At 57.8% G+C, this 26,599-nt stretch carries 28 protein-coding genes, 2 tRNA genes and 5 pseudogenes; 19 read left to right on the top strand and 16 right to left on the bottom strand.

Going from position 1 to position 26,599, the window contains the following annotated elements:
- Positions 1 to 18 precede the first annotated feature (18 nt).
- Both cueR and BSG20_RS22095 read left to right on the top strand, forming a co-directional pair.
- Entirely contained in the window at positions 19 to 483 is a 465-nt protein-coding gene (gene cueR, locus BSG20_RS22100; RefSeq protein ID WP_072378198.1) for a Cu(I)-responsive transcriptional regulator, read from the top strand.
- A 140-nt stretch (positions 484 to 623) separates the two neighbouring features.
- Positions 624 to 1,814 (top strand): Fic family protein, encoded by a 1,191-nt coding sequence (locus BSG20_RS22095; protein ID WP_072378200.1) that lies wholly within the window; start codon positions 624 to 626, stop codon positions 1,812 to 1,814.
- A gap of 27 nt (positions 1,815 to 1,841) precedes the next feature.
- On the opposite strand, the pseudogene BSG20_RS22090 reads toward BSG20_RS22095, so the two are convergent.
- A pseudogene (locus BSG20_RS22090) lies at positions 1,842 to 2,374 on the bottom strand (cytochrome c).
- A 164-nt stretch (positions 2,375 to 2,538) separates the two neighbouring features.
- Here BSG20_RS22090 and BSG20_RS22085 point away from each other — a divergent pair.
- The 5 genes and pseudogenes from BSG20_RS22085 to BSG20_RS22065 all read left to right on the top strand — a co-directional run bounded on the left by BSG20_RS22085 (position 2,539) and on the right by BSG20_RS22065 (position 6,719).
- A complete protein-coding gene (locus tag BSG20_RS22085) occupies positions 2,539 to 2,853 on the top strand; it encodes a hypothetical protein (protein WP_072378202.1) in 315 nt (104 codons plus the stop codon).
- Between the two features lie 13 nt (positions 2,854 to 2,866).
- Positions 2,867 to 4,566, top strand: a pseudogene (locus BSG20_RS22080) (copper-translocating P-type ATPase); the annotation flags it as partial.
- Positions 4,563 to 4,751 carry a DUF2933 domain-containing protein gene (locus BSG20_RS22075; protein WP_306372241.1) on the top strand — a complete coding sequence of 63 codons (189 nt, stop codon included), beginning with the start codon at positions 4,563 to 4,565 and terminating at the stop codon, positions 4,749 to 4,751. The pseudogene BSG20_RS22080 and the gene BSG20_RS22075, both read left to right, overlap by 4 nt.
- Complete coding sequence (locus BSG20_RS22070) at positions 4,751 to 5,254, top strand: SRPBCC family protein (protein WP_072378206.1); 504 nt, start codon at positions 4,751 to 4,753, stop codon at positions 5,252 to 5,254. The genes BSG20_RS22075 and BSG20_RS22070 overlap by 1 nt, the downstream gene beginning before the upstream one ends.
- 325 nt (positions 5,255 to 5,579) lie before the next feature.
- Positions 5,580 to 6,719, top strand: a complete 1,140-nt coding sequence (locus BSG20_RS22065; protein WP_244541372.1) for an acyltransferase family protein — start codon at positions 5,580 to 5,582, stop codon at positions 6,717 to 6,719.
- A gap of 56 nt (positions 6,720 to 6,775) precedes the next feature.
- On the opposite strand, the gene BSG20_RS22060 is transcribed toward BSG20_RS22065, so the two are convergent.
- Both BSG20_RS22060 and copM read right to left on the bottom strand, forming a co-directional pair.
- Positions 6,776 to 7,108 carry a four-helix bundle copper-binding protein gene (locus BSG20_RS22060; RefSeq protein ID WP_072378208.1) on the bottom strand — a complete coding sequence of 111 codons (333 nt, stop codon included), beginning with the start codon at positions 7,106 to 7,108 and terminating at the stop codon, positions 6,776 to 6,778.
- Between the two features lie 9 nt (positions 7,109 to 7,117).
- Entirely contained in the window at positions 7,118 to 7,558 is a 441-nt protein-coding gene (copM, locus tag BSG20_RS22055) for a CopM family metallochaperone (RefSeq protein WP_072378210.1), read from the bottom strand.
- Positions 7,559 to 8,079: 521 nt separating this feature from the next.
- Between copM and BSG20_RS22045 the strand changes: the two genes are divergently transcribed.
- Complete coding sequence (locus tag BSG20_RS22045) at positions 8,080 to 8,574, top strand: cytochrome b (RefSeq protein WP_072378214.1); 495 nt, start codon at positions 8,080 to 8,082, stop codon at positions 8,572 to 8,574.
- 2 nt (positions 8,575 to 8,576) lie between these two features.
- On the opposite strand, the gene BSG20_RS22040 is transcribed toward BSG20_RS22045, so the two are convergent.
- Complete coding sequence (locus BSG20_RS22040; RefSeq protein ID WP_420884122.1) at positions 8,577 to 8,933, bottom strand: YqaA family protein; 357 nt, start codon at positions 8,931 to 8,933, stop codon at positions 8,577 to 8,579.
- Between the two features lie 317 nt (positions 8,934 to 9,250).
- Between BSG20_RS22040 and BSG20_RS22035 the strand changes: the two genes are divergently transcribed.
- From BSG20_RS22035 to BSG20_RS22010, 6 genes are all read left to right on the top strand, one after another.
- Positions 9,251 to 9,652, top strand: a complete 402-nt coding sequence (locus tag BSG20_RS22035; RefSeq protein WP_072378218.1) for a hypothetical protein — start codon at positions 9,251 to 9,253, stop codon at positions 9,650 to 9,652.
- Positions 9,653 to 9,744: 92 nt separating this feature from the next.
- Entirely contained in the window at positions 9,745 to 9,972 is a 228-nt protein-coding gene (locus BSG20_RS22030; RefSeq protein WP_072378220.1) for a hypothetical protein, read from the top strand.
- Positions 9,969 to 11,429, top strand: a complete 1,461-nt coding sequence (locus tag BSG20_RS22025; protein ID WP_072378222.1) for a TolC family protein — start codon at positions 9,969 to 9,971, stop codon at positions 11,427 to 11,429. Before BSG20_RS22030 ends, BSG20_RS22025 begins: the two co-directional genes overlap by 4 nt.
- A 14-nt stretch (positions 11,430 to 11,443) precedes the next feature.
- Positions 11,444 to 12,793: a multicopper oxidase family protein gene (locus BSG20_RS22020; protein ID WP_072378384.1), complete on the top strand. Its 1,350-nt coding sequence runs from the start codon at positions 11,444 to 11,446 to the stop codon at positions 12,791 to 12,793.
- Positions 12,794 to 12,821: 28 nt separating this feature from the next.
- A complete protein-coding gene (locus tag BSG20_RS22015) occupies positions 12,822 to 13,301 on the top strand; it encodes a cupredoxin domain-containing protein (protein WP_072378382.1) in 480 nt (159 codons plus the stop codon).
- Between the two features lie 22 nt (positions 13,302 to 13,323).
- Complete coding sequence (locus BSG20_RS22010; protein WP_072378224.1) at positions 13,324 to 13,611, top strand: copper-binding protein; 288 nt, start codon at positions 13,324 to 13,326, stop codon at positions 13,609 to 13,611.
- 1,220 nt (positions 13,612 to 14,831) lie between these two features.
- Here the strand turns inward: BSG20_RS22010 and BSG20_RS22005 are convergent.
- The 7 genes and pseudogenes from BSG20_RS22005 to BSG20_RS21970 all read right to left on the bottom strand — a co-directional run bounded on the left by BSG20_RS22005 (position 14,832) and on the right by BSG20_RS21970 (position 19,286).
- Positions 14,832 to 15,170 (bottom strand): hypothetical protein, encoded by a 339-nt coding sequence (locus tag BSG20_RS22005; RefSeq protein ID WP_167371584.1) that lies wholly within the window; start codon positions 15,168 to 15,170, stop codon positions 14,832 to 14,834.
- A gap of 126 nt (positions 15,171 to 15,296) precedes the next feature.
- Positions 15,297 to 15,416: pseudogene (locus BSG20_RS21995) on the bottom strand (DUF192 domain-containing protein); the annotation flags it as partial.
- A 74-nt stretch (positions 15,417 to 15,490) separates the two neighbouring features.
- Positions 15,491 to 16,354, bottom strand: coding sequence for a 3-deoxy-manno-octulosonate cytidylyltransferase (locus tag BSG20_RS21990; RefSeq protein WP_072378386.1), 864 nt, complete (start codon positions 16,352 to 16,354; stop codon positions 15,491 to 15,493).
- A 54-nt stretch (positions 16,355 to 16,408) separates the two neighbouring features.
- The gene (locus BSG20_RS21985; RefSeq protein WP_083539959.1) at positions 16,409 to 16,879 is read right to left on the bottom strand and encodes an acyltransferase; all 471 of its coding nucleotides are present in this window, start codon (positions 16,877 to 16,879) and stop codon (positions 16,409 to 16,411) included.
- A 78-nt stretch (positions 16,880 to 16,957) separates the two neighbouring features.
- Positions 16,958 to 17,656, bottom strand: a complete 699-nt coding sequence (locus tag BSG20_RS21980; protein WP_072378232.1) for a glycosyltransferase — start codon at positions 17,654 to 17,656, stop codon at positions 16,958 to 16,960.
- 569 nt (positions 17,657 to 18,225) lie between these two features.
- A complete protein-coding gene (locus tag BSG20_RS21975) occupies positions 18,226 to 18,708 on the bottom strand; it encodes a DUF192 domain-containing protein (protein ID WP_072378234.1) in 483 nt (160 codons plus the stop codon).
- Positions 18,708 to 19,286, bottom strand: a complete 579-nt coding sequence (locus BSG20_RS21970; protein WP_007535143.1) for a cold-shock protein — start codon at positions 19,284 to 19,286, stop codon at positions 18,708 to 18,710. The genes BSG20_RS21975 and BSG20_RS21970 overlap by 1 nt, the downstream gene beginning before the upstream one ends.
- Before the next feature lie 195 nt (positions 19,287 to 19,481).
- Here BSG20_RS21970 and BSG20_RS21965 point away from each other — a divergent pair, with 195 nt between their 5' ends.
- From BSG20_RS21965 to BSG20_RS21950, 4 genes are all read left to right on the top strand, one after another.
- Positions 19,482 to 19,922 (top strand): VOC family protein, encoded by a 441-nt coding sequence (locus BSG20_RS21965; RefSeq protein WP_072378236.1) that lies wholly within the window; start codon positions 19,482 to 19,484, stop codon positions 19,920 to 19,922.
- Positions 19,923 to 20,078: 156 nt separating this feature from the next.
- Positions 20,079 to 21,143 (top strand): YcbK family protein, encoded by a 1,065-nt coding sequence (locus BSG20_RS21960; protein WP_072378388.1) that lies wholly within the window; start codon positions 20,079 to 20,081, stop codon positions 21,141 to 21,143.
- Between the two features lie 197 nt (positions 21,144 to 21,340).
- Positions 21,341 to 21,415: transfer RNA gene (locus BSG20_RS21955), tRNA-Glu, on the top strand.
- Positions 21,416 to 21,655: 240 nt separating this feature from the next.
- Positions 21,656 to 21,732: transfer RNA gene (locus tag BSG20_RS21950), tRNA-Glu, on the top strand.
- 59 nt (positions 21,733 to 21,791) lie between these two features.
- Here the strand turns inward: BSG20_RS21950 and BSG20_RS36585 are convergent.
- The 4 genes and pseudogenes from BSG20_RS36585 to BSG20_RS21930 all read right to left on the bottom strand — a co-directional run bounded on the left by BSG20_RS36585 (position 21,792) and on the right by BSG20_RS21930 (position 24,887).
- Entirely contained in the window at positions 21,792 to 21,968 is a 177-nt protein-coding gene (locus BSG20_RS36585) for a hypothetical protein (RefSeq protein WP_167371585.1), read from the bottom strand.
- 477 nt (positions 21,969 to 22,445) lie between these two features.
- Positions 22,446 to 22,743, bottom strand: a pseudogene (locus BSG20_RS21940) (NAD(P)/FAD-dependent oxidoreductase); the annotation flags it as partial.
- Positions 22,744 to 22,777: 34 nt separating this feature from the next.
- Positions 22,778 to 24,004, bottom strand: a complete 1,227-nt coding sequence (locus BSG20_RS21935) for an adenylate/guanylate cyclase domain-containing protein (protein ID WP_072378240.1) — start codon at positions 24,002 to 24,004, stop codon at positions 22,778 to 22,780.
- Positions 24,005 to 24,123: 119 nt separating this feature from the next.
- A pseudogene (locus tag BSG20_RS21930) lies at positions 24,124 to 24,887 on the bottom strand (TIM barrel protein).
- Between the two features lie 217 nt (positions 24,888 to 25,104).
- On the opposite strand from BSG20_RS21930, the gene BSG20_RS21925 reads away from it, so the two are divergent.
- On the top strand, positions 25,105 to 26,046 hold the full coding sequence (locus BSG20_RS21925; RefSeq protein WP_072378390.1) for a lytic transglycosylase domain-containing protein: 942 nt from the start codon (positions 25,105 to 25,107) through the stop codon (positions 26,044 to 26,046).
- Between the two features lie 317 nt (positions 26,047 to 26,363).
- Here BSG20_RS21925 and BSG20_RS21915 read toward each other — a convergent pair whose 3' ends face one another.
- A complete protein-coding gene (locus BSG20_RS21915; RefSeq protein WP_083539960.1) occupies positions 26,364 to 26,588 on the bottom strand; it encodes a hypothetical protein in 225 nt (74 codons plus the stop codon).
- Positions 26,589 to 26,599 lie beyond the last annotated feature (11 nt).

Genomic DNA, 26,599 nt, shown 5'->3' with positions numbered 1-26,599 from the left:
GCATGAAGGAGAAATACGATGAACATTGGACAAGCTGCGAAAGCCAGCGGGGTCTCGGCAAAAATGATCCGCTATTACGAACAGATCAAGCTGATCACGCCCGCGCATCGTACAGAATCGAGCTACCGGACCTACACTGAGAACGACATTCATCCGCTCCGCTTCGTTCGCCGAGCACGCGATCTCGGGTTTTCGGTTGAACAGATGAAAACCTTGCTCGCGCTTTGGCGTGATCGATCACGCGCGAGCGCCGACGTTAAAAGCATTGCCCTCGAACACATCGCCGAACTGGAGCGGAAGGCCGCCGCGATCCAAGCGATGACCGAGACGCTTAAACACCTTGCAAATCATTGCCATGGAGATGACAGGCCAGACTGCCCGATCATCGAGGAATTCGCCAACGCGGATGCGGACGGCGAATTACCCGCGATTAACGCCCGCTTCGGTGTAAACGGTCTTAGAACCGAGCAAACATCGCGTTAGTTGTCGTACGCAAACCAACCTCTCAAACTCCTAAAAGCCTTTAACAAGACACGTCATGTAACTATCTTATTAAAGGTTATAGCCGTAAGCTTTAATTTGGCGCAGTGTTGCGGAGTTTTATGAAAGGTTGAGCCCAGGCGATGAACAGGAATAATTTATCGGAATCTGTCCGGCAGTCGCTTCACCGCTTTGATCCGCCGTTCGAGGCACATTACGGCGTTCTACCGCCCAGGCCGCCTGAAGATAGCGTCCCCCTTGAGAATGTCGCAGTCCCGCTTGCGAATGCCCACGGGGCTTTGAAGGAGGCATCGGTACTCGCGAAGGAGCTGCCAGACCAATACATCCTTTCCCGTATTCCGATGAGAATGGAAGCCTTGAGCAGCTCCTCAATCGAAGGCACGAACAGTACCTTGGACGAACTGCTCGAAGTCGAGGAAGATGATGCCGATGCCACCGATGCGGCCTCTCAGGTCCGCGACTACGCAATCGCCCTAGAGAGAATTTTGCCACTCGCCCGGGAGAACGGGCGCGAAATCTTCACTCTTGACCTCATTTCGCAACTGCATGCGGCGACCATGCAGTCCGACAAGGCGTATCAAGATGCGCCGGGCAAGTTCCGAAAACGCGTTGTCTGGATCGGACACGGGAACATCGCTCAATCGACCTATAATCCGCCTGCGCCACAACACGTCCAGAGCTGCATGCAGGCACATGTTGCCTACCTGCACGCTGACGGCATGCATGTGATGACACAAGACTTCATTACGCGCATGGCGATTGCTCACGCGCATTTTGAAGGCGTCCATCCGTTCCGAGATGGTAACGGGCGTGTGGGAAGACTGCTACTTGCCGTCATGATGGCGGCCGAAGGCCATGAACCGGTCTATCTTTCGCCGTTCATCGAAGCCAGCAAGCAACGATACTACGACGCCCTAAAAGCGGCCCAGGCTCGTGGCGACTATTCACCACTCACGATCCTACTTGCCGATGCAATCACCGAGACCGTTCACGAGTTCAAGCGCCTACGAGGCGATCTACATTCGCTGCGAGACGAATGGTTGACCAGGGCTAGCTTCCGAGCTGGCTCCGCAGCATTAGCTACCCTTAATCTTCTCCATGAGTATCCTCTTCTTACGATACGACGGCTCGAACAGCTGTTGGGCGTGTCTTTTCCGGCGGCATCGGGAGCTGTCGATAGGCTCGTCCAGACCGGCATACTTGTCGAGAAGACCGGCTACGCCAGGAACCGAATATTCACTGCCCCCGAAGCGGTTAAGCTGCTGAATAAGCCGTTCGGGGAGACATATGAACCGGCGTCGCCTGGGTTCTAAGGATGATTGTTCGCGGCCCGGCCTTCCTCACTCCATCCGGAACCGAGAATGGCAGGTAGTGCAGGTTTGCAGCATAAGGTGAAAGGCGTGCTCGGCCGGTACGGAGGACAACTGCGCCTCGTTCTTGACATGCGTTCCGAGCGGTCCACCGCCCATCGGTTCACCGGGTTTCATACGCATGCTCTCCGTCATCGCTGCAGGATTCTTGTCGGCCGCCACAGTGAGCGCTACCGCATAGGACTTGAGGTCATTCGCCAGACGGTCGAAACGCTCGTGTTCCTCGATGATATTGGGTTTCGCCTTCGAAACCGGATGTGCAGCTTCCATCGAGAAGTGGTCGATCAGCGTCTGGCCCGCCTTGTCCCGGATAAGCTCGGCTGCCCACTTGAACTCCGGGAAGTGTACGTTGAAGGCACCTTGAACATTCCCGCAATGGATTTGGTGGCAGCGGCGATTGCCTTCATATCTGCCTGTCGCACCGCCACGATGTCCTCCGCGCAAACCGCCGCAAATGCGACGGTTAGAAAAATCACTGAGCCGACAATAGTTCCGGACTTCATGGCAAACCTTTCATCAGCACGACAGACGAACAAACCCAGAAAGGCTCCCGTATCGACTTGAATTTGATCAAGATCAATGTCTTAGTCTCGCTCTCAGCTATCTACAGACATTGGCAAGATTCAGCCCGGTTCGATTTAGCTACGAGGATCAAGGTCGGAAAGTTATGGTCGCGGTTTTCATCGCAATCCTGCTCTTCCTTTCCCCTGTGATGCCAGGCTTCACAGCCGTGCCCTCTGCTCCAACCCATGCACCCACTTCGGCAGTCGAAATTGCCCACGAGGACTGTGACGATTCGAAGTCGCACACTGCGCCCGGCCAATGCTGCGCCGTGCAATGCCTGGTGTTCGTCGCGGAGGGCGTTCCGACAGAGGTTCGTCACGTTCCGAGTTTCGTTGACGTTGCCTACGTGGAACCCGTCGACCACCTGATGGGCATCATCTTCCCGCCGTCCCTCGGACCACCCCGTACCGCCGCCTGATCAATCGAGCGACATATTCCCCGAAACGGTTCGCTCGAACGAAGGTGCGGTCGCGGTCTACTTCGAGGCCGCCGCAGTCATCACAGTCCTCGTGTTGTTGGGGCAGGTTCTGGAGCTTCGGGCCCGCGAGCAGACGGGAGGAGCGATCCGGGCCCTGCTCGATCTCGCCCCGAAGATGGCGCGACGCGTGAAAACGGATGGCTCCGACGAAGATGTCGGCCTGGATGTCGTCGCCGTCGGGGATCGGCTGCGCGTTCGCCCCGGTGAGAAGGTACCGGTCGATGGTGTCCTTCTCGAAGGCAGAAGCTCGGTCGACGAGTCCATGATCACGGGCGAGTCCATGCCTGTCACCAAGGAAGTTGGCTCGAAGCTGATCGGTGGCACCATGAACCAGACCGGCGGCTTCGTCATGGAAGCCGGGAAGGTCGGCCGCGACACGATGCTGTCCCAGATCGCGCGGATGGTCGCCGAAGCACAGCGCTCGCGTGCGCCGATCCAGCGCCTGGCCGACCAGGTGTCTGGTTGGTTCGTTCCGGTCGTCATCGTCATCGCCGTCATCGCCTTCGGGGCATGGATGCTGGTCGGCCCCGAGCCGCGATTTGCCCACGGGTTGGTCGCGGCCGTGGCGGTTCTCATCATTGCATGCCCCTGCGCCCTGGTCTGGCGACGCCGATGTCGATCATGGTTGGCGTCGGACGCGGTGCGAGACTGGGGGTCCTGATCAAGAATGCCGAGGCACTGGAGCACTTCGAAAAAGTGGATACCCTCGTGGTCGACAAGACCGGGACGCTCACCGAGGGGCGGCCGAAACTCACAGCGATCTTTCCTGATCAGGGCTTTTCGGAAGACGAGGTGCTGAGACTTGCCGCAAGTATCGAGCGCTCCAGTGAGCACCCGCTTGCGCTTGCCGTCGTCAGCGCCGCGAAGGAACGCGATCTTGCGCTGTCAGATGCGCGAGACTTCGACAGTCCTGTCGGCAAAGGCGTCGTCGGAACTGTCGACGGAAAGAAACTCGTCCTTGGCAGCCACCGGATCATGGAAGATTCCCATATCGATGTGACGGCACTGACTGTTCGCGCCGAGGCACTTCGTGACGAAGGGGCGACGGTCATCTTCCTGGCCGCCGACGGGAAACTGGCGGGACTCCTGGCCATCGCCGACCCCATAAAAGCGACAACGCCCCAAGCCGTCCGGCAGTTGGTCGGGGAAGGCGTCCAGGTCGTCATGCTGACCGGCGACAACAAGACGACGGCCGCCGCCGTCGCCCGCAAGCTTGGGATTTCCAAGGTCGAGGCCGAGGTTCTTCCCGAAGACAAGAGCAAGATCGTCTCGCGTCTGAGGAGCGAAGGCCGTATTGTTGCGATGGCAGGTGACGGCGTCAATGATGCACCAGCACTCGCGGCAGCCGACGTTGGCATCGCCATGGGCACCGGAACCGACGTTGCAATTGAAAGCGCGGGCGTCACCCTGCTCAAGGGCGATCTGCAGGGGATCGTCAGGGCACGGCAGCTCAGCCGCGTGACGATGCGCAACATCCGGCGGAACCTGTTCTTCGCCTTCATCTACAACGCTGCTGGCGTTCCGATTGCAGCGGGCGCTCTCTACCCAACCTTCGGAATACTGCTCTCCCCCATTATCGCAGCCGCCGCCATGGCACTGTCGTCCGTGAGCGTCGTCGGCAATTCCCTCAGACTTAGGAGGATCGGATTATGAACTCGCGCACCTGGATTTTGATGGCGGCATCGCTGGGCATCATCGTATTGTTCTTCATGCTGCGGGAGCATTGGGCGCACGCCCTTGGCGTCGCCCCGTACCTTCTGCTTCTGGCATGTCCGTTGATGCACCTGTTCCACGGTCACGGTGGTCATGGAGGGCACGATCACAAGGACGGCGCTTGATGACTTACGAGGAGTCCGCGACAAGCACCATCGACCTGTTGGCTCCGCCCCAGCAGTTCTTCGCGTTCCTCGATGATCCAACCGTCGTTGGGGCTCACATGCAGCGGCCCTCGTTGATGATGTTGGGGGCGACCATGGAATACGACGTCGATCAGGGAAATGGGCAAGTCGTCGGCTCGATTATAAGGATGCGCGGCAAGGTTCTCGGCATGGACCTGTTCGTGGAAGAGATCGTCACCGAGTGGCAACCGCCTTGGCGGAAATCGTGGCAAACCCTCGGCCGTCCGAAACTACTAGTAATCGACTCCTACCACATGGACTTCGCCATCAAACCGATTTCGGAAGGCTCCCGGGTGACCGTGAAAATCCAATACTCGTATTCCCGCAGCCCCATGGGCAGTTGGCTAGGTGGCGTTCCCGCAAAGGCATATGCAAGGTGGTGCGTATCGAAGATGACGTCAGAGGCGGGCAATCATTTCGCCCGGTCTTCGAAAAGCGGCTGAATGGAGGGCCGGTCGTCACCCGGCCCTCCCACTTTCCAGGCCAGATGGGATTGGCGTTCAAGCCAGATTTTTGAAGCCCGTGTCTGACGAGCCTCCGGCCTTGCATTGATTTCGAAATTTACAAAAAATTTAGCTTAATTTTATCGATCCACATCTGCTTGTTTCAGTCCAAAAAAAGAAAGCTTAGGTTGCACCAACATGCCGCGTTGGCGCGGTCCCCCTTAATCAGAGACACTCACGGATGGTCGCAATGAATGCTATTGCCAATTCAGATTCCGCGTATTTTCCTTCAGCGGGAAGTCTCTCGTCTCATGCAGCAGAAAAGGTGCAATCCAGGGCGGTTGGTCCTGATGTCCTGCGATCCTTGGCGATCCTTCTCGTCATGCTCGTGCATCTCCCTGTCGAGGCAACGCCGTCCCTGCTCGTCGGCGTCCGGAATTATGCATGGGTAGGCGTGGATGTATTCTTCGTCCTGAGCGGCTTCCTGATCGGGACACAGCTCTTCAAAGAGGTTTCGCGTAAAGGAGGCGTGGACCTGAAGTCTTTCTACCTCCGCCGCGCCTTCCGTATTTTTCCGGCGTTTTTCGTTGTTCTCGGCCTCTACGCAATCTTTCCGATCCTCCGGGACGCTCCGACGATGCAATCGGTCTGGAGCTTCGCGACCTTCACTGTGAACTTTAACTTCGATCCGCGCGTGGGCCGCGCCTTTACGCAGGCTTGGTCGCTTTGCGTCGAGGAGCATTTCTATCTGGTCTTGCCACTGCTCGTATTGCTCTTGCACCGCCGGATCAGCATGGGCTGGACGCTTCTCGTCGCTGCAGCCATGCTGATTGCAGGAATGATCCTTCGATACACGATCTGGGAAGGTCAGGTCGGCGTCCTTGTTGATGCCGACAAGCTGAGAGATGCCTTCGCCGTCTATCTCAGGGACGTCTATTATCCGACATACACTCGTCTGGATGGCCTGATGTTCGGTGTGATCCTCGCTGCTGCGAGGTTTTTCAAGCCGGAACTCTGCAAGCGTTACGCGCCCCCGCGTGTGGCATTGCCGGTGGGCATGGCTCTCGTTGCGGCCGCTATTGTGCTGTTTTCAGTTCGCGGGCCGCTTGCTGGAACAAACCTCTTTCTCGTGTTTCAGGCCCAGCTTGGTTCCATGGCCGGATTCCCGTTGATTTCAATAGGCATCGCTCTCATTCTTGGCGCAATGCTCGACTTGGAGCCGGTTTTGAGACGGTGGCCAATTCCAGGCGCTGCGGTCATCGCCACCCTGTCTTACAGCCTGTATCTGACCCACAAATCAGCCTTCCATGTCGACAGGCTCATCTTTGGGGAGCAGAGCCTCCAGGGCGGTATCGGCTTCTTGGTCTATTTGGTCACCAGCATTGTTGTGGCCGCCGCGCTTTGGTTTTGCGTAGAGAGAACCTTCCTCCGGGTGCGGGATCGGGTTCTTTCTGCGAGCAAATGACCTGAACGCGTAGCAAATCGCGCGGGAGGCAACCACGCGGCCTCCCGCCTTGTAGCCTAAGCGGCCATCTTCTCACAGCTTTCCGCGCAGCGGCGGCAGGCATCAACGCAGCTTTCCATGTCGCCTATGCGCTCACAGTCGGCAGCGCATTCCCTGCAGATTTCGGCGCACTCACGGCAGGTGTGCTTGTGATGCGGTGTGCCGAGCAACATGAAATGCGCCGATGAGCGGCACATTTCCGCGCATGCCATCATGAGACGGAAATGGTCGGGCTTCGTATGTTCGCCACCCATTTCCAAACAGTGCGTCATCGCCATCGAAAGGCACTCCTTGTAGCAAGCCAGGCAGGTTTCGATGCAACGCGTCATCTCTTCCGATTGGTGGTGCATGACCGGCTCCTACTTGGCTTCCTTCTCGACCCACTTGGTCATATAGGCGATCTCCTTCTTTTGCGCCGCGATGACCTTCTTCGCCATGTCTTTCGCCGCCTTGTCATCGCCGTACTTCAGCTCGGCTTCGGACATGGTGATCGCGCCCATGTGGTGGGCGATCATCCCGCAAACGAAAGCCACATCGGGGTCCTTCTGCATCATCCCCTGCACCACGTCGTCATGCATCGACTTCATGCCCTCCATCGTCGCCTTCTGATAGTCGCCCATGGGCATGTCACCCATCTTCATGTCTCCACCCGAAGACATGCCCATTTTCGACATGTCCATGCCTGCGGTTTTGCACTTTTCGGGATAGGTCATCTCCTGGGCTGATGCCGCAAGCGGAGCCAGCGACAGCAGAGCAGTTGCGCCGATCATGGCGAGCGAGGTTTTCACGAAAACGTTCATCGGATTTCTCCTCTTGAGATCGGGTGATGCTTGAAGCGCTCAGACGCCGGTAATCTTCGGCGGCGGGTCAATCGGCCTGATCAGGAGAAGCGGACTGGAGCTTGCGACCGACGGGCGAACGACGAGCGGCTCCGAAAGAGGCTGCGCGGCGGTTGGAAGTGTGGGCATGATCGGACAACAGTGCATGCTCACACAGCACAGTCCCGGCAGACGATCCAGTTCATGACTTTGGGAGTGAACCGCGGGCTCACGAAGCGAAATGCAGCCTTCATCGCCTGCATTGGCGAAGTGGCCCGGCATGTTCACCAAGGTCAACGCCACCAGCAGTATGACGGCTAGACGGCAGATTTTGCTCCAGCTGGCCATGCGTCGAGATTCCCTTTCGCCGGAGAACTCTCGCGGTAGAAAGATGTTCCGATGCCCTCTGTATTGCGTCAGCCGAGCCAGAAGGCAACGGCCTGGAAATGCCTTAACCGAAGTTCAATGGACGTGCGCTACGACTGGCGGTGTCGGGGATTGAGATGATGCCGCGCTACTCGCTTTCGCAGATTGTGCTCCATTGGGCTGTGGCCGTGTTGATTCCCATCCAGTATTGGACAGGCGGAAGCATCGAGCGGACGCATCACGCGGTTCACATGGGCCTGTCCCCAGACCCATGGGACGTGATCCAGCATCAAGTTCACAACTACACCGGGATTACTATCGGGGCGCTCATGGTTGCCCGGTTCAGTCTCCGGGTCATTCATCGCAGCGCTTCGGGGCATCCAGCGAAAAGCCCGGTGGATCGACTTGCGCGAGCGATGCACGTTGCATTTTACGCTGCGGTTATCGCTCAAGCGGCCATGGGCTTCGTTGCGAGCTACTTTTGGTTCGGGATCGCGCCAGTTCATGTCCTGGGCTCGCGCGTTATTCTGGCGCTATTGGCACTGCATATCGTAGCGGCTGCGTGGCACACATTCGTTTGGCGCGACGAAACTGTCGACCGGATGCTCTTTCCCAGACGCTCAGCTTCTTGAGTTTACGACATCAATTTCAGAGTGGCGAATGTCAGGACGACGTAGCGGCTAATCTTGGCAATGAATACCAAGATCGTGAATGTCAAAAGCGGCTCGCGCAATACGCCTGCTACGACGGTCAGGGCGTCTCCAAACAGCGGCATCCAGGACAAAAGCAACGACCACTTCCCATAGCGGCGATACCAAATCGATGCTCGCTCAAGAGCTTTCTCGCTGGCCGGGAACCATTTTCGCCCCTTAAACCGTTCGATCCCACGGCCCAGGAACCAGTTCGTAACGCTACCAAGCGTGTTGCCGATGCTGGCAATCGCCAGGAGAACGGGCAGCGAGAACTTGTTGCTCAGGATCATTCCCACCAAGACGGGTTCCGACTGCAAAGGAAGGATACTGGCTGCGCCGAGGCAGACCCAGAAAAGACCGAGAGGCTGAGAGCTGAAGCATCATGAAGCTCTTACCAAAGGTGCGCGAATGACAGGCAAGTCCGCAGCTGGCGGCCCATCGTTGGGGTGACAGCGTATAAATAGATAATGAATTTCGAGCCTTGACCTTGTCACCGTTGGAACCTTTAGAGCCCCTGACCACGGCTCGCGCCACATAAACGACGCGAATCTTTGTAACACAGCGCAAGCATTGCATCCGGACTACGATTCTCGTAGCTCCTTGGGGAATGGGCAGAATGTATCGATTCGCACTGAGCAAAATGCTCTTTTTTGTGCGGCTGGTGATCATCGTATCGCTGGCAGGGTACACTTTTTCCAACGCGAACGCCGCGATGCATGGCTCCGCTTTTCCTGAATTGCAAACCTCTGTTGAGATCGGGACCCACGACCATCATTCAATGTCGGCCCATGATCATCAGGCATCTGACACCGCCGCTGACCATCATGACGACCAGTCAAACGCAGATGACAGCGGTATAGCCAAGCAGGAATGCTGCAAGGATTTCTGTGGCGGCTTTGGTATCGTCTGTGAAGCTCCCGATGTTGGCGGACCCGTGTTGTCCTCGATCCGAGAGTTCGTCAACGATCAGAGCACGCTGGGCGAACTGCCGCCCCTCCACCGTCCGCCTAATATCTGAATAGTGATTTGCCCGCTCTGACGGGTCCGGAAGGCATGCCGTGGTGATTTCACCGCGTGTGCTGTCGACATCTACTATTCGGATTTTCTAAAATGAAACCTTCCATATTGGTGGTGGGGCTGCCCTTGATCGCGGGCGGCTGCGGATCCACGTTTCCTCCCGATGTCATTGCGTCGTCAGATGTTGAACAGACGTACTCCGTGCGTCCGATCCAATATCGCTCGCCTATCTCAGGCTTTGTTGCCCGTCAGCCGGTCGATCCCAAACCGTGGCGACAGCAAAACGAAAAGCTGTCTCCAAAGAATGGAGACGCCTCATGACTGGCAAGAAGCTCGCGGCTCTCCTGGCACTTCCTCTATTCCTTGGCGGTTGCGTCAGCAGCGCTGAATACGCAAAGAAGGACGCCGGGTTCACCGCCGTCTCCGCAAAAACATCGGCGGCCACGTCCAAACAAACGATTTGGGTTCAAAACCAGCAGCAGGCGCAGGCGACCTCCGCGCAGGTGAAGTCGCTCCTCGCCCGGAAAAAATCACTCGACGTGGAAACGGCCGTTCAGATCGCACTCCGGAACAACAAAGGGCTGCAAGCAGCCTACGCCGATCTGGGAGACAGCGCTGCTGACGCCTGGCAGTCAACCATGCTGCTCAATCCGACAGTATCGGTGGGCTTCTCGGGCATCGGAGCCCCTGAGCTTGAAGCCTTCAGAACGATTGAAGGCGCGATCACAACAAATATCCTCGCCTTGCTAACTAAGAAGCGCGACATTGAGATCGCTGATACGCGCTTCCGTCAAGCTCAATTGAACGCCGCTGTCCGCACCTTGCAGGTCGCGGCGGACACGCGCCGCGCCTGGATCAACTCAGTCGCCGCCTGGGAAAACGTCGGCCAGTTGCAACAAGCCCAAGCCGCAGCCGATGCCGCATCCGAACTGGCAGAGAAGCTCGGCGAGACCGGTGCAATGACCAAGGGCTCACAGGCTCGCGAGCATGTCTTTGTTGCCGAACTGGCAGGTGAAACGGCAAAGGCCCGATTGACTGCCCGGCTCGCGAAGGAAGAGCTGACAAGGCTCATGGGCCTTTGGGGTTCGGACGCTGAATTCCAGGTTCCCAATAGCCTCCCCCCGCTTCCCAAGGCCATAGCGAAGCGAGATACAATCGAAGCAGATGCACTGCGCGACCGCATCGATCTGCAGGTTGCGAGACTTGAGCTGGAAGCCACGGCTCGATCCTATGGTCTGACTGAAGCTACCCGCTACGTCACCGACCTGGAAATCCTGACTGGCTTCGAATCCGAGCGCGAAGTCGAGGACGGGAAGAAGAAGTGGGAAACGACCGCAGCAGGCGAGCTGGAGTTCGCGATCCCGATCTTCGACACCGGTAAGGCACGGATGCGAAAGGCAGAAGTTGCCTACATGCGTGCAGCAAACCAGCTGGCGGAAAAGGCCGTAAACGTTCGGTCCGAAGCACGTTCGGCCTACGAAGCCTATCGCTCCAACTACGACATTGCCCGGCACTACCGAAACAACGTCGTACCCCTGCGCAGCAAGGTCGAAGAGGAGTCTCTCCTCACCTACAACGGAATGATCACCAACACGTTCGAGTTGCTAACCGACACGCGCGACAAGATCAACTCCATCCTGCTTTCCGTCAACGCGAGGCGAGACTTCTGGCTCGCCGACGCGAACCTCGCGCCTGCCGTTTATGGCGGCGGTTCCTCTACGGCACCTGCCGAGACCGAGGTCGCCTCGTCATCCGAAAGCAGCGGCGGCGGTCATTGAGAAAGGACATGGACATGTTCAACAGACGACAACTTTTCGGCGCTGGTGCTGCTCTGATGGCGGCCGGAGCCTGGACCAAGACATCGGCAATGGGGCTCCCGGACGCCCCGGCCATGGAATCGGCAGACATGCAGCCCCCGCTCCATCCAACCTCCGGACCGGACTACCAACCGGTGGTGACCCTTAACGGGTGGACGCTTCCTCATCGGATGAACAATGGCGTCAAGGAGTTTCACCTTGTCGCCGAGCCGGTGGAACGCGAAATGGCAGACGGCATGACCGCCTACCTCTGGGGCTATAACGGGCAGTCGCCGGGTCCAACCATTGAAGCTGTTGAAGGCGACCGGGTTCGCATCTTTGTCACCAACAAACTTCCGGAACACACGACCATCCATTGGCACGGCATGATCCTGCCATCCGGCATGGACGGCGTTGGTGGCCTGACCCAGCCACACATCCCCGTCGGCAAGACATTTGTCTACGAGTTCGATCTCGTGAAGTCCGGCACCTTCATGTACCACCCGCATTCGGACGAAATGGTCCAGATGGCGATGGGCATGATGGGTTTCTTCGTCATCCATCCCAAGGACCCGAAGTTCATGCGTGTTGACCGCGACTTTGTGTTCTTGCTCAACGCCTATGACATCGATCCCGGCTCCTATGTACCGCGCGTCATGGAAATGACCGACTTCAACATGTGGTGCTGGAACAGTCGCATCTTCCCCGACATCAGTCCGCTGGTGGTCTCCAAGAATGACCGCGTCCGGGTTCGGGTCGGCAATCTCACCATGACCAACCACCCAATCCACATGCACGGCTATGACTTTGAGGTCACCTGCACGGACGGTGGATGGGTGCGGCCCGAAGCGCGATGGCCCGAAGTCAGCATCGACATTCCCGTGGGCGCGATGCGAGCCTACGAATTCGATGCCAAGTACCTCGGCGATTGGGCGATCCATTGCCACAAGTCGCACCACACAATGAATGCGATGGGTCATGACATCCCGACCTTTATTGGTGCCGACAAGTCAAAGGTGGCCGAAAAAATCCGCAAGCTTCAACCTGATTACATGCCGATGGGAACCAAAGGCATGGCCGATATGGGCGAAATGGAAATGCCCATCCCTGAGAACACCGTACCCATGATGACCGGTTGGGGTCCTCATGGCCCCATCGAAATGGGCGGCATGTTCTCCGTCGTGAAAGTCCGCGAAGGCATTTCGGCGGGCGATTACTCCGATCCGGGTTGGTACGAAAACCCGCCCGGGACACAGGCCTGGGAGTGGACTGGCGAACTGCCGGACGCGACCAACGCCAAAGACGCAAACACCACCATCACGCCGAAACCCATGAAACATGGCTGACAATCCTCAGCAACTCAAAGGACCTGATATGAAAATCTACGCTCTTGCGCTGGCTCTTGCCGCTATCGCCAGCCCTGCCCTCGCCTCCGGCAATCACGCGGGGGGACACGGTGAAAAGATGGCAGTTGGTGAACCCGGCGACAAGTCGAAGGTCACCCAGACGATCCGCGTCACGATGAGGGAAACCGAAGATGGCAAGATGCTGTACCAGCCTGCCGTGATCAAAGTTCGCAAGGACCAGACCGTGAAAATCTCCATCAAGAACGCGGGCGAAAGCGACCACGAGTTCGTGCTCGATCAGGAAGACAAAATCCTGGAGCACAAGAAGGTGATGGAAAAGTTCCCTGAGATGGAACATGCCGACCCGAACTCGATCCGCCTGGCGGCCCGTCAATCCGGCGAGATCATCTGGAAATTCACAACTGGCGGCGAATTCAAGTTCGCCTGCCTGATCCCCGGTCACTACGAAGCGGGCATGCACGGCGACGTCACCGTCGCCGGGAAGTAATTGAAACCAAGGAGACATAGACATGAAAACTGCGATGATCAAAATCGGCATTGCTGCCTTGCTCTCGCTCAGCGCAGCATTTGGCGCTTTCGCCCAGGAATTCACCAAGGGCGTCGTCAACAAGGTGGATGAAAAGGCGAAGAAGGTCACCATCAAGCATGAAGACCTCAAGGGCCTTGACATGCCCGCGATGACCATGGTTTTCCGTGTTGAGGACACTGCTCTACTTGAAAAGCTGAAGGAAGGCTCAAACATCGAGTTCGTTGCCGAGCGCGTCAACGGCAAGCTCACTGTCACCCACGTCAAATAGCCAGACCGCCGTCGCTGAGGCGACTATGTACGCGGCCGTCGCTGGCGGCCGCGTACTCATCCGCGTCAACTGTGACAACGAACGCGTCCGTTATCCCGCAGGCGCAAGCGAATACCCTCCGGTAACGATCGCCATGAAATCTGCAATTAGGCGGCAAACCGCTGCAAGATTTCCAAGGGTGGGATGGGGAAGTGCCCGTCGGCCACATCAGGCACGAAGACGGCGGCCCGAAGAGGGAGAAGTGGCAATGGAGCGGCCAATGGCCCGGAGGTGAAGGAGCGGCTGATGCCTCAGAAGGCCCCTCATTGATGCCTGATCAACCTATACCCTACGGGATTTCGTCAGTTCGCCTGGCAGCCGAAGGCGATAGTGCATCGACCTCGGATCTTAAAAGCTGCATGAGCCGTCGCCTCTGGCCTTGAAGCCATCTGCGCAGGCGAGGTTCAAAGGTTCGTTCAGCGAGCGGGCCCCCGGCCCACCTGGGGTACACGACGAACTGATTGCGGCGAGCAATAGGAAAGCGAAAGCTGCGATTGGCTTGTGCATGCGGATCATGGGATCTCTCCAAATTGAGCATCCTACAAAGCCTGACCGCCGAAACGTTACGATCCCAAATAAATCGGTGTTGGTTCCGGGTTCGGACCTACTGAAACAGCTAAGCGGCGGTAAGCATCCCATGTCCCCAACAGGTCGTGTTGTTCAAGCGACGCGCAGGAAGGTTAAGGGACAGCCCATGACATGATGAACCTGTATTCGCCTGTTGGAAAGAGGAGAGGCGAGAATCCATGTTTTTGAAGGTTGCGACGGGCTCTCTGGCGCCAATTCGAGCCGCAAAGGCAGCGTCTGCTTGTCATTGCCGAAGATATGCGAGACTATCCGCGCACCGGCCGCTGAGGCCTGTGCAGTCTCCGATGACAGGACAATGCCATGCCTCTGAAATACCTTTTCGCCGCAGCAATATTACTCTTAACGCTTTCAGGATGCGCAACCACCGGCGCAGAGAACAATACCTACGCAACCCCGGCAGGGATTGGCCCGGTCCGCGGCGGCAACAACAACTTCTACTAGTTCACTCTTTGGGCGTTGCCTCGAATTGTTGCCGTTGTTACTGAAGCGCCACGGCCGCGCCACTCTTTATCGTGGTCGAGAACTTAACCGCCCGAGGCTCCACTCTGCCGGTGATGATCCGGCCTTTCCCATGAGGGAGAGCTGGTCAGGCGCTAGCGGTACGCCGTCGACGATCGAGGCTGAGGCCGTCCGTCGCATAACTCTCGCGGTAGACCACCGGCATCGATGACCATAAGGGCCGCGATCTTCATCGCCTGCAGCGAGTGCCAGGTCGTGGCAAAGCCGAATCGGACCACAGCCATCGTGAAGGCGGCGAGCACTCGCGCCAGGCTGTAGAAGATATCGACGAGCAGATCGAATGACACTGGATACATTTGGCGGTACGGGCTTCGCTCGCTCTCGTCGCGACCACGCTTGCGCTGCGGGTCTGTGCAGCCGATATTCCAGCGATGCCCGTTGCCCCTGCCCCACTTTTCAGTTGGACTGGACAATATGGCGGTTTGCGCGGCGGCATGACCTTCCTAAATAGCGATTTCAGCATACCTGGCGTTAGCGCTTCCGATGATTTCAAAGGTGGTGTGGTCGGTGGGTTCATCGGCGCGGTCGTCGCACTCATCCACCTTGTCGCCATGCTTGATGCCGAGCTTGGCGGTGATCCCGGTATTGAGTTCGGTCACGTAATTCACCTCCGTCATCGAATCGACGATGTCCCGGGAGTACGGCACTGCGTTCTGCTTGGAGGAACCATTGTATGGCTGCGATTACTGGACGCGCACCAGGCTCAACTTTCGCCGGTCAGGTGCGACGGATCCTATTTGCCCTCCATCGACTCCCATCGCCGTTCCTTCCGCGTCTTTGGCTTTAGCCTCTTGTACGTTCTATCGACGAAACGAAGGAACCTCGTCACATGCATCAACTTGTCAACGAATGAGCTCAAATTCACAAGACGCTCCGCCAGTACTTCGTTTGCCGTCAAAGCGATCTCGGCTGGAGAGTATTCCGGAAAGTGCGTGGAAAGCTCGGCATAAGGATTGGTCCGCTCGCGACCATCAATGTCGATCTTCCCTTTGCGGTACAGGAGCCGCAAAAGCACCTGCTCGAACGTCCAGTCATGGACGTCGAGGACCTGATAACGCTCGCTTCGCTTTGATGAGAAGCCCGCCAGAGTGATCTTGACACCCAGTTGGAGGTTGGTAAGCCAAAGGCACAGTGCAAACCCGGTGGTCGGCAGACTTGCAGGTGGATAAAACGGAGCGAACACCTCCGTCAGATCCAGATGCCTGACTCTCACATCACCAAATGCAGAAGCTGGGCTGAATTTTTCGCGGTTGCCGATGGTCAGATTGACGATCCCGAGGAAGCTGCTTTTGTCGAAGTACTGCAGAACCTTGGACACTTTGCCACTTTTGACGAGGTTGGCACCCAACGTTCCGCTGCGCGATACCAGCAGGGCCTGGCGCGTGAACGGTTCGCTCAGAACCTTGTAAACCTTGTTGAAGAAGATGAAGAGCGTTGTCTCCGGAAAGCGGGACGTAAGCTCGTCGATGTCGACCTCATCGCTATTTGCGACCAGGACGATATCGCTGTAGCCGAGAAAGAACGACCTCCAGTCCTCCGAGTGGATTTCCTCAGTTGCGTCCATTGTATCGGGATCGCTAGTGTCAGATCTGCTCATCGTTGGAACCATGTTGATGTTATCTTGCTGATGGAGCGCGTCCACGATGCGCGATCATTGCTCTCCATTCTCGACCGCCTTTGCCGTCCGTGTTTTCACAAGAAGCGCTGGTGCCCCCACGTAGACGCCAAACGGTACCGTTGCCCCCTTCACCACGCTGTTCGCCCCGATGACGCAACCTTGGGCGATGTGGGAGCCTGCCAGCACCTTTGCTCCGGCACCGATCCAAACGTCGTCTCCGATAACGATGCCATCTTTCTTCACGGGTTGCAGCCGTATTGGTACCGCGGGATCATCGTAGCTGTGTTCGAATGCGACCACGACCACATGAGCGGCGATACGGACATTATCGCCGATTCGGATGCCTCCATGCCCCAGCAGGATGGAATAGTCGTTTATGGAGACATCATTTCCGATTGTGACGACTCCGCTCTGAGCATCGATGATCACGCCACAGCGGGTAAAAAGCCGGTCGCCGATCTCGATCTTGCCGCGCCGGTACCGGAACCGTGGCCAATAGCGCATGTTCGGTTCTTTTCCGATCCTCAAAGACCCGCCTGAGAGAAACGAACGGAGCTTGACCAGAAAGCCGAGGTTCAAGCGTCACACAGGCATGAACTGAGGATCGATCGCCAGGGCCTTGTCACGCCAGATCTGCGCATATTCGACATCCTGCCAATTGTGAAACCAGGGGCCGCCATTCGTGTAATGCACGCCCTTTGGAAAGCCGACTGAAGGCTTGGTATTCCAACCCTCGAGCCAGTTCCATTCTTCAGGTATCTGCCCGATCTCGCTGTCTGCGGCCCATTGCAGCCGGTGCAGATAGGCACCGGTTTCCCTGTTCACGAGTTCAGGGGTTAGCGCCCGGGTGGACGGATGCGCGCAGTTGAAGAGCATGAATGAGGACCAGTTCTTTCTCGGATAGGTGGTTTGCACCTTACCATCCATCTTCACCCCTTCTTTCGGGACGTAATCATGGGGGACGCAGCACACCGCTTTCGTTTCGTCTTTAAACTGAATGAGTTCAGCGATATCGCCAAAGAACAGGAAATCGCAATCGCAAAACAAAGCCCAGCCTTTGTAGTCAGCAAGCCAGGGAGTGAAAAATCGAGAGTATGTGAACTCCGTTGATGCCAGCGGATCCACCTCACGGGTGTAGACACCACGGTCGATCAGATCCTGCAGCTTGATTGGGTGTACATCGACGTCGATAGAGGCGTTTTCCAGCAAAGTTTCTCTCGCCACTTCGTAGGCGATATTTTCACGAGAATCCCATCCGATATAGACTGATAGCTCCGCCATGCACACTCCTCCTGTTCTTCGCTAACCAGAGGCCAATGGATGACACTCGGCGCTGTATGCGTTTTATCAGCACCGATCATTGCTACCTCGCGCACCGAAATGCGGATGCCTAGGAGCGCACTGGATGACCTCTACTGCTTGCTAACGTCAGATCGTCAGCCGCGTTCCTCGAACGCTCAAGGTTGACTTGAACAAATGTAAACAACGAATGTAAACAGTAAATCTCACCTTAGATGACGAAAAATGTGGACATTCCGCGACCAGTAAGCGCGCGAGGCTCAATGCTGACAAATGATTGGAAGATTGATTGCCAGTCCAAAGCCCGCGGATGAGGGCTTCTATGTCGAGGCGAGCGAGCCAAGGTTTCGTGCCTTTCCAATCCCGCCACCTGTCTGGGTATACTCAGCTTGGGAGGCATCGAGAACTGTTAGCAAAAACAAGGCGGCGTTTCACGAAGACTGCCCCTCGCCAGGCTCCTTGCGAGGATTTTGAAACCCTGTTTTTCGAGAAGCTCTGATCGGCGCAGTCGAACACCTTCTCCCAGCAACTCACACAGCTTGGCGCGGGCGCTACCTCTTCTTCGTGGTCGTCGCGCTCATCACCTTGTCGCCAGGCTGAATGCCGAGCTTGGCAGCCACGCCGGCATTGAGTTCGATCACGTATTTCACCTCCATCATCGAATCGATGATGTCCTGGGAGTACGGCACAGCGTTCTGCTTGATGTTGCGGATCGTGCCGGTCGAATCGACGAACAGCATGTCGAGCGGCAGGATGGTGTTTTCCATCCACATCTGCACCCGACGCGAAACGCCGAAGTCGAAGATCATGCCGGCATCTTCGGCCATTTCCTTGCGATACATGAGGCCGCGCTGGCGCTGCTCGTTCGTGTCGGCGATCTCGACGATGAAATTCAGCCGCTTGCCGGACGCCGTCTGGATGATCAGCGGTTCCTTGTCGAACGTCATCGGCTGTTGAGAAAGAGCCGGAAGGGCAACGATGAAAAAAAGCGCCGCAAGGGCGCTTCTGATCCAATGAACAGCGGACCCACGCATCAGTGTGCGCGGCTCACCGGGCTCGGCACGTCCGGATGGATCTCGGCAGCCATCAAGCCCTTGTCACCATCGCCGTAGCGCACGAGCACGACCTGGCCGGGGCGCAACTCGGTGAGACCGAACCGACGCAGCGTTTCCATGTGGACGAAAATATCTTCCGTGCCTTCGCCGCGCGTCAGGAAGCCGAAGCCCTTGGTGCGGTTAAACCACTTGACCAGTGCGCGCTCAAGCCCGCTCGTTGCCGTCACTTGCACATGCGTGCGAACCGGCGGCAGCATCGAAGGATGTACGGCCGTCGACTGATCCATGGAGAGAATCTTGAATGCCTGATAGCCGCGTTCACGGCGCTGGATCAGCGCGACGATCCGCGTGCCTTCGAGAATTGTCTGATAACCGTCGCGACGCAGGCAGGTCACATGCAGAAGAACGTCCTGCATGCCGTTGTCAGGGACGATGAAACCGAAGCCCTTGGCCACGTCGAACCACTTGACGACGCCGGTGATTTCAATGAGGTCGACCGCTTCCCCCGCGAGTTGATCGAGGTCAGTGAATTCCTTTGATGAAATCCTGTCAGCCATGTCGCCAGCCCCTCAATACGCGTCACACTGTTACGGTTAACTGATTCTTGAGATCAAGATTAACATGTTGGTAACGGATTAGCGCAAGTCCTACTTTTCGATTATTCCCAGTTGCCAATCATACCCCCCTGTCTTGCCCGAAACTGGTGTTCCACCACATAAGAATCCATCGCCCTGCATTTGAGAGGAAATAGAATGCGTTATCTCCACACCATGGTCCGCGTGAAAGATCTGGACGCCTCCCTGCATTTTTACACCACGCTCTTCGGCCTCGAGGAAATCAGGCGCACGGAGAACGAGAAGGGCCGTTTCACGCTCGTCTTCCTTGCAGCGCCCGGCGACAAGACCGAGGCCAGCGCCAAGGGCGCGCCCTGCCTGGAATTGACCTACAATTGGGACGCCGAGGACTATACCGGCGGGCGGAATTTCGGTCATCTCGCCTACGAGGTCGACGACATCTATGCCATCTGCCGGAAGATGATGGATAGCGGGATCACGATCAACCGTCCGCCGCGTGACGGCCACATGGCTTTTGTGCGTTCGCCGGACGGAATCTCGATCGAGATTCTGCAGAAGGGCGGCAGCCTCCCGACGGCCGAACCGTGGGCTTCGATGGGCAATACCGGCGCCTGGTAGGCCGAGGCTTTTGCGAGGCTTGCGGCTTTTGCGATTTCGGATCTGCGGGTCCGCATCGCGCTTGCCGCAGCCTTGCGGCGCAGGCACTCTCCGGCCGACTCAAGGCGAACGATGCAATTTTGGCGCAGCTTTCGCCGTCCCCTGGAGAATGCTCGCGTGCTCGCTGTTGAAAAGCGGATTCCTTTCGGACCTGCCCTGCTGATCGCCACATCGGCGCTGCTGCTCACCGGCTGCGTGTCGGACAAGAAGACTGCCGATGCCGCAGCCGTCGTCGCCCCTGTCGAACCAGCAGCAGTCGCGCAGCAGGCTGCCGCAGCCACGCCTGCCCAACCCGGCTATCGCGACCCCATGGTGGCGAATGTATCGGGCACTCAGCCGGCGCAGGCTCCGAACGCGCAGCCGATGGCAGTTGGATCAACCGCTTCGGCTCCCGCCAACATCGGCGGCCTTGCAATGCAATCAACCGGTATTAACGCCCAGGCGATGAGCATCTTCTCAGTGCACGCGACGCCGCAGAACAATCCGACGTCGACCCAACTGCAGCCGGCCGGTGGCGACGCCCACGCGCCGGTCGGTGTCAATCCCATGCGCTCGAGCGTCTACAGCAGCCAGGTCCCGGTCGATCAACCGCAGCAAACGCAGCAGGGTCAATCTTTGTTGCCGCAGCAGTCCTCACAAAATGTGGGCACCCAAATTGCGCCGGTGCAGACTGCCTCATCCTCGACGGGGGCCCTTGCAGGCCAGACGATGAATGCTCTCTACAGCGCGCCCAGGCAAAACCTGCTCGGCAGTCTTTCCGGATTGCTGCAAAGGGCTTCCTTGCCCGGCATGACGCGGATCGCGCCCAACGGCCTGCATCTTCAGAACGACAAGGTGGAAGTCGGCTGTTTCAAGCCGAACCTGCTGAACGTGATCAAGGCCGTCGAAACGCATTTCGGCAAGTCGGTCGTGGTCACGTCAGGCTATCGCGACCCGGACCATAACCGCATGGTCGGCGGCGCCGAGGAATCCATGCACAAGACGTGCGACGCGGCAGACATTCAGATCGACGGCGTGTCGAAATGGGATATTGCAAGCTATATCCGCTCACTGCCGGATCGCGGTGGTGTCGGCACCTATTGCCATACGGACTCCGTCCACCTTGATACCGGCAAAAGCCGGGACTGGAACTGGGGTTGCGGCGGCCGGACGGCTCCGGCGACCATCGCGCGCGCCCTGTGACGCTCTACTTCAGGCGTTCATAACGCGGCGTAAGCTTGCCCGATGAATTGCGAACATCGAGCAGTAGTGTTTTGATTCGGCTGCAATAAACGGCGTTTCGCGCTCGCAAAAAAATCCTGTCATTATTTTGAGAAAAATCGAATTTGCCGCTTGCGGGATTCAAAGTGCCTGACTATAAGGGCGCCACCACGAAGGAAGCGCTCTTCGTCTATCGGTTAGGACACCAGATTTTCATTCTGGGAAGAGGGGTTCGACTCCCCTAGGGCGTGCCACTTCATTCTCCTCCTTAAATATCTTCAGTATCTTACGGGCAGCAGAGCAGAACTCCATAAGCGTTCTGAACATGTCCCTGCCCTTGCACCCGCATTAAGAATTGGGCGCAAATGGACACGCGGCCCATGTGCACCCGAAAAAAGCGCCGTCCTTTCACCCTGGGGCGTTGCCACTTCTCTATTTCTCCAAGCTTGAGCATCTTGCCGAAAGGCTTGTCTGTTCCTATTTCCTTGCCTGATGCGCCCGTCGTCTAGCGGTTCAGGACAACGCCCTCTCACGGCGTAGATCACGGGTTCGAATCCCGTCGGGCGTACCATCTATATGAATCCGTTAATTTTTGCGCCTAGCTTCAAGATCGGTGCGGCATTGTTTTTCTCAGCGCGTACCAGTCGAAATACTGCATCGAGAAGCGGCCGGCTCCAGCAGATGACGCTGCGACGCAAATCCTCCATCCGGATCGGCAATACGGAACCACCGATCGTCAGGCAGCATGAACAGCCGCCACTGGCTCGCGAGGCGGATCTCGCATCCGTCCTTCGCCACGGCTTTCATATGACGGCCTCATTCCCCAGCATTGCCATCCTTGTAGACGCCGGCGAAAGCACGTCGTCAGGTCGCGCTGCAGCTTCCGACTAGACCCGCGCTTGTGAACGTCACCCTCTCTCTTACGTTCTACCCCGCGTCTGTGTGACGAGCGTCGAACGAGGTTCCGAGGGTCAACATCGCCCCTGTGATAGGCACCACTGTGCAGGGGCTCAGACCCTCGACTCTGAGCAAGCAGCAACAGGCATAACCGCATCGATCGAGTACGAATCTCAAAATATGGCATACGATTCCCCTAGGGCGTACCAGACCTCTATATTTCAGATTGCGCGCCTGATGGCACATGCGTGACACTCCATATTCGCATGCGTGATCAAACGCTCGTCACGTTTGCGGTCCAGGCGCAGTGGCCGTGGCAGGCACATTCGAGGTGGCGGCAACAACACTGGTATAACCAACGGCGGAAGAAGCGTGACCGCCGCGCAATCAGAAGCCGCTGATGAGCTCTACCTTCGAGCCGTCAGTAAAGCGCGAGAATCGGAATGCGCTCAGGTCGACGGCAGGCGCCCGGCCCGTAACGATATCAGCCATCAATCGTCCCGCTGCCGGCCCAATGCCGAAGCCATGCCCGGAGAATCCGGTTGCGATGTGAAAGCCGGGAATGGCGTCGACAGCCGAGGTGAAAGCCACGGCATCCGGCGTGACATCGATGTAGCCGCCCCAACGGTGCGCCGATTTCCGCCCTCGCGAACACGGGAAACGCCCTCGTCAGGCCGCCGAGCGCCATGGCCCTCTCTCTGTCGGGATACCTGCCACTCTCAGGATTGCTTGAAGGCAAAGACATCGACGGGCTCGCCCAATCCCCGAAGGGGGAATGAGCCGAGGCTTTCCATGCCTTCATTGCAAGACGCCATCTCGACGAACGCCCTGGAGAAGAGTACCGGACGCTTGATTTCCTTGGTCAGGCTTTCCAGGCGCGAGGCCACGTTGACCGCAGGCCCGATCACCGTGAAATCGAGCCGCCGTCGTGAGCCGATGTTCCCATACATGACGTCGCCAACATGTACGCCAATCCCGTAGCGCAGCACCTCGCGGCCATCGCGCCCGTTCTGCTCGTTCAGGGTGGCGACAGCGCCCTCTGCCTCCTTGATCGCCACCAACAGGTTCCTGCAGGCCATCGGATCGGCCAGCGGGAAGATCGCCAACATGCCGTCGCCCATGAACTTGAGGATCTCGCCGCCATGTTTCTCAATCGGCTCCGACATCGCGTCGAAATAGCCGTTCAGCAGGTCGATCACGTCGTCGCGCGGCCACTGATCCGAGATCGTCGTGAAATTGCGCAGGTCACAGATCAGGATCGCCGCACCGACGGTCGCACCGCTGCCGCGTGTCGTTGCCCCGGCAAGGATCTGTCCGCTGGCATGGGGACCAACGTAGGTTTCCAGCAGTGTCCGCGCGAGAATGTTCTTGATGCGAATCTCGGTGACAAGCGTCAAGGCAGGAAGAACGTCCTTGAGGAAGGCGATATGTTCCTCTGCGAAGCCACCGGACCGATCGCTGGAGAAGGTCGCAATGTGCCGCTTGCCAAGCGTGTGTTCCATTGGCCAGGCGATATACTCCGTGAGCCCGTCACGTATCAGTTCGTCATAGAACTGATGGTGGCCGTCGCCGTCGCGCATCGTCTCGAGGTTTTTGCGGACCTCGGTCGCGCCGCTGAAAATCTCGTTCACCGGGCTGTTGCGGAACTGCGGTGTGTTCTCGACACCATAGCCAAACGTATCAATCTTTGCCTCTCCCAACCCGGCTTTCCAGAGGATGCGAGCACCGAGCCATTGCGGATGGAGCGTTCTGAAATGCAACGATGCTCGCGCGACAGGCACGCCCTCGTCACGCAGTCGCTGGCACATTTGCACGAATATGTTGTCGATGAAGCGCTCGTCACGCGTTTCATTGACCAGCCAATCGATGATCTTTCGCCGACGCGAGGGCCACGCACCTTCGCTCTGGTCCATGAGATACAACGGTACGTCTGAAAGGGATTGCATGGTTAGCTCCACAAACACAGTCGCCTCCCGATTGAGGAAGACATTACTCATCCACTAGATGGTGCACGACGCGTCAGATTGAAATGGCTGAGACCATCCGAGTATGAATCACACTGCTCTTAACCGAGCATACGCCGGGTCTCTGCAATTGTCGCGGCGCTCGCCGCCAACGGCCGATATTCTAACCCGATCGCACCCTGGTATCCATGTTGGACGAGCCAATCGACGCGCCGTTTAAGGTCGATATCGCCGCTGCCCGGCTCGTTGCGGCCCGGATGATCGGCGATATGGACGTGGAAAACCCGGTCGATGTCCCCGCCAATCACCTCGGCCGTGGCCTCGCCCATCACGACGGAATGATAGACATCGTACACGATGCCGATCTCCGGACGCCCCGTCGCCTTTACGATCTCGATGCCTTCAACCGTGGAATGAAGGAAATAGCCAACATGGTCGATCAACGTGTTGAGTGGCTCGAGACCAAGGCGCACCCCGCTGCCCTCGAGAATCTCACCAGCGGCGGTCAGGGTTTCGATCAGCGCCGCCTTCTGCTCTTCGCGAGACTTGCCGGGAAGGTCATCGCCCGCCTGCGCAATCAATGTGTGAGCACCGAGGCGTCTGGCCGTTTCCATGGAACTCTTCAGGCCTTTCAGGAACGCGTCCTTATTGGCACGATCGGTGAGTGCAATCATCGGTTCGGCAACAAACTACTGAGTTCCATGCCGGTTTCCGTCAGCGCCCATTCGATGCTGCCGATATCCTTGTTCGTCCACTTCCAGAATTCGACGGCCTCCGCGCCATGCGTGTGTGCAAGCCGGATCCTGTCCGCAAAATTGTCGGCTTCGGCTGCGAACAGCCATTCGATGCAAGCGGAAAGTCTCATGGTGGCCTCGCTGAATCGGGAGCTCTTTGCCGACAATAGTCGAGCGGCGGCAACAGGCATATGGCAATAGCCTTCTATGCTCCGTTTCTGTCTTGACGTCATATTCAGCGTTGCTAACGTGCAGATGCGTATTAATCTCCCAACTCCGCCCGTCATCAATGACGGGCGTATCTTTTCCGGCTCGGCACAGAAGTCCACGAATTGCGACAGAGAGACGATGGCTGCAGTGGGCGTATCGTTTAGCAAAGCAGGCTTCGTTACTCTTGTTGCCGGCTTTCTGTCGGCACATCCCGAGATGGCTGTTTCCCAGCCGCCCGCCGCGACATCGCATCGCGTCTGCGTCTATTCGCTCGCGGTACCGAACTCCGGCGAGCGCCTTTGCATCACACGCGAGACCTACGGCCGCGATCTCTGCGTCGCGATCGATCACTTCGCGCGGGAAAACCACCTACCGCCGGAGTATTTCGCCCGCCTGATCTGGCGGGAAAGCCGTTTCCGGGCGGGCGCCATCAGTCCCAAGGGCGCGCAGGGTATTGCACAGTTCATGCCCGATACGGCCAGGCTGCGCGGGTTGAGGGATAGTTTCAATGTCCTCGAATCCCTCAAGGAATCAGCACGATATCTCGACGACCTGCGGGCACGCTTTGGCAATCTCGGCCTTGCCGCCGCAGCCTACAATGCCGGCGAGCAGGGACTGGCGGCCTATCTCGATACAGGTCTACTGCCCTTCGAGACGCGCAGCTACGTCCTCGCCATAACCGCGAGTACGATCGAGCAATGGAAGAACGATCCTCCGGGCGATGCCGCGCAGTTTCTGAGCCCGGACAAGCCCTTCATCGATAGCTGCATCGAACTTGCCAGCAAGCGCCGGCTGACCGAAACCGCCTCGGTTCAACACGGCCCGTGGGCACCCTGGGGCGCGCAGCTTGCAGCGCATAGCAACGATGCAGCGGCCCTTCGCCTGTTTTCGGCGGTCGCGCGTCAGCTTCCGACCTCACTTGCGAGCGAAGAGCCTGTCGTCGTACGCGTCCGCGATCGCAGCTTCGGCTTCAGGCCGCGCTATGCGGCCCGTATCGGCAGGCAGACCCGCGCGGAAGCCGACAAGGTCTGCGTGAGCGTCCGCGCCGCCGGAGCGGCCTGCACCGTTTTCAAAAACTGAGGCATGGGTTGCGAACCTGTCGATGGACGGCAACGACAGGCAGCTTTTCTCGTTCGACGATGAACCTCGGCGCGAGTTTTGCGTTTCTCTTGCGGGAGGAACGAGCCATGCACAGTACGCCCAACAGACAGATCAGAAATCCGGGACCGCGGGGTCGGAGTGTCGCCAATCAAGGCAAACGAAACGGCGCCGATACTGCAGAAGAGCGCAAGCTGCACAAACTCCAGGGACGCCATGCGCCTGAACACGAGATTCAGCCCAATTCCACCGCTGGGCCGCCGAAGCTTCGATAGCGGCGGCCAACCGAGCGCACGACATCAGTCCGTCGGGAAGTCCGGAGCGGTCTGCTGATAGGTCAACTTAAGTGTTCCATCAGGCTGGACCACGTATTTCTCAAATGTGCGATAGCCCCATTTTCCCAAGAACGTGTTCTTGACGACCGTTCCCGGAGGATATGGTGAGTGTGCGACGCGCCCATAAGTCAGGCTTCCCGGCATGGGCTCAAGCGGCGGCGCAGTCGTGTTGCAGCCGGAAAGCACCATTGCAGCGAGTA

The sequence above is a fragment of the Rhizobium tibeticum genome, from assembly GCF_900110205.1.
In the GTDB taxonomy this organism is placed as follows: Bacteria; Pseudomonadota; Alphaproteobacteria; order Rhizobiales; family Rhizobiaceae; genus Rhizobium; species Rhizobium tibeticum.
Note: the sequence above shows the minus strand (reverse complement) of the source record. Positions and strands in the feature narration are given on the sequence as shown.

Excerpts from the sequence above, each read along its gene's own strand:
- cueR (WP_072378198.1), top strand. The coding sequence starts at position 19 with ATGAACATTGGACAAGCTGCGAAAGCCAGCGGGGTCTCGGCAAAAATG.
- BSG20_RS22095 (WP_072378200.1), top strand. The coding sequence starts at position 624 with ATGAACAGGAATAATTTATCGGAATCTGTCCGGCAGTCGCTTCACCGC.
- BSG20_RS22085 (WP_072378202.1), top strand. The coding sequence starts at position 2,539 with ATGGTCGCGGTTTTCATCGCAATCCTGCTCTTCCTTTCCCCTGTGATG.
- BSG20_RS22075 (WP_306372241.1), top strand. The coding sequence starts at position 4,563 with ATGAACTCGCGCACCTGGATTTTGATGGCGGCATCGCTGGGCATCATC.
- BSG20_RS22070 (WP_072378206.1), top strand. The coding sequence starts at position 4,751 with ATGACTTACGAGGAGTCCGCGACAAGCACCATCGACCTGTTGGCTCCG.
- BSG20_RS22060 (WP_072378208.1), bottom strand. The coding sequence starts at position 7,108 with ATGCACCACCAATCGGAAGAGATGACGCGTTGCATCGAAACCTGCCTG.
- copM (WP_072378210.1), bottom strand. The coding sequence starts at position 7,558 with ATGAACGTTTTCGTGAAAACCTCGCTCGCCATGATCGGCGCAACTGCT.
- BSG20_RS22045 (WP_072378214.1), top strand. The coding sequence starts at position 8,080 with ATGATGCCGCGCTACTCGCTTTCGCAGATTGTGCTCCATTGGGCTGTG.
- BSG20_RS22035 (WP_072378218.1), top strand. The coding sequence starts at position 9,251 with ATGTATCGATTCGCACTGAGCAAAATGCTCTTTTTTGTGCGGCTGGTG.
- BSG20_RS22030 (WP_072378220.1), top strand. The coding sequence starts at position 9,745 with ATGAAACCTTCCATATTGGTGGTGGGGCTGCCCTTGATCGCGGGCGGC.
- BSG20_RS22025 (WP_072378222.1), top strand. The coding sequence starts at position 9,969 with ATGACTGGCAAGAAGCTCGCGGCTCTCCTGGCACTTCCTCTATTCCTT.
- BSG20_RS22020 (WP_072378384.1), top strand. The coding sequence starts at position 11,444 with ATGTTCAACAGACGACAACTTTTCGGCGCTGGTGCTGCTCTGATGGCG.
- BSG20_RS22015 (WP_072378382.1), top strand. The coding sequence starts at position 12,822 with ATGAAAATCTACGCTCTTGCGCTGGCTCTTGCCGCTATCGCCAGCCCT.
- BSG20_RS22010 (WP_072378224.1), top strand. The coding sequence starts at position 13,324 with ATGAAAACTGCGATGATCAAAATCGGCATTGCTGCCTTGCTCTCGCTC.
- BSG20_RS21990 (WP_072378386.1), bottom strand. The coding sequence starts at position 16,354 with ATGAGCAGATCTGACACTAGCGATCCCGATACAATGGACGCAACTGAG.
- BSG20_RS21985 (WP_083539959.1), bottom strand. The coding sequence starts at position 16,879 with ATGCGCTATTGGCCACGGTTCCGGTACCGGCGCGGCAAGATCGAGATC.
- BSG20_RS21980 (WP_072378232.1), bottom strand. The coding sequence starts at position 17,656 with ATGGCGGAGCTATCAGTCTATATCGGATGGGATTCTCGTGAAAATATC.
- BSG20_RS21975 (WP_072378234.1), bottom strand. The coding sequence starts at position 18,708 with ATGCGTGGGTCCGCTGTTCATTGGATCAGAAGCGCCCTTGCGGCGCTT.
- BSG20_RS21970 (WP_007535143.1), bottom strand. The coding sequence starts at position 19,286 with ATGGCTGACAGGATTTCATCAAAGGAATTCACTGACCTCGATCAACTC.
- BSG20_RS21965 (WP_072378236.1), top strand. The coding sequence starts at position 19,482 with ATGCGTTATCTCCACACCATGGTCCGCGTGAAAGATCTGGACGCCTCC.
- BSG20_RS36585 (WP_167371585.1), bottom strand. The coding sequence starts at position 21,968 with ATGAAAGCCGTGGCGAAGGACGGATGCGAGATCCGCCTCGCGAGCCAG.
- BSG20_RS21935 (WP_072378240.1), bottom strand. The coding sequence starts at position 24,004 with ATGCAATCCCTTTCAGACGTACCGTTGTATCTCATGGACCAGAGCGAA.
- BSG20_RS21925 (WP_072378390.1), top strand. The coding sequence starts at position 25,105 with ATGGCTGCAGTGGGCGTATCGTTTAGCAAAGCAGGCTTCGTTACTCTT.
- BSG20_RS21915 (WP_083539960.1), bottom strand. The coding sequence starts at position 26,588 with ATGGTGCTTTCCGGCTGCAACACGACTGCGCCGCCGCTTGAGCCCATG.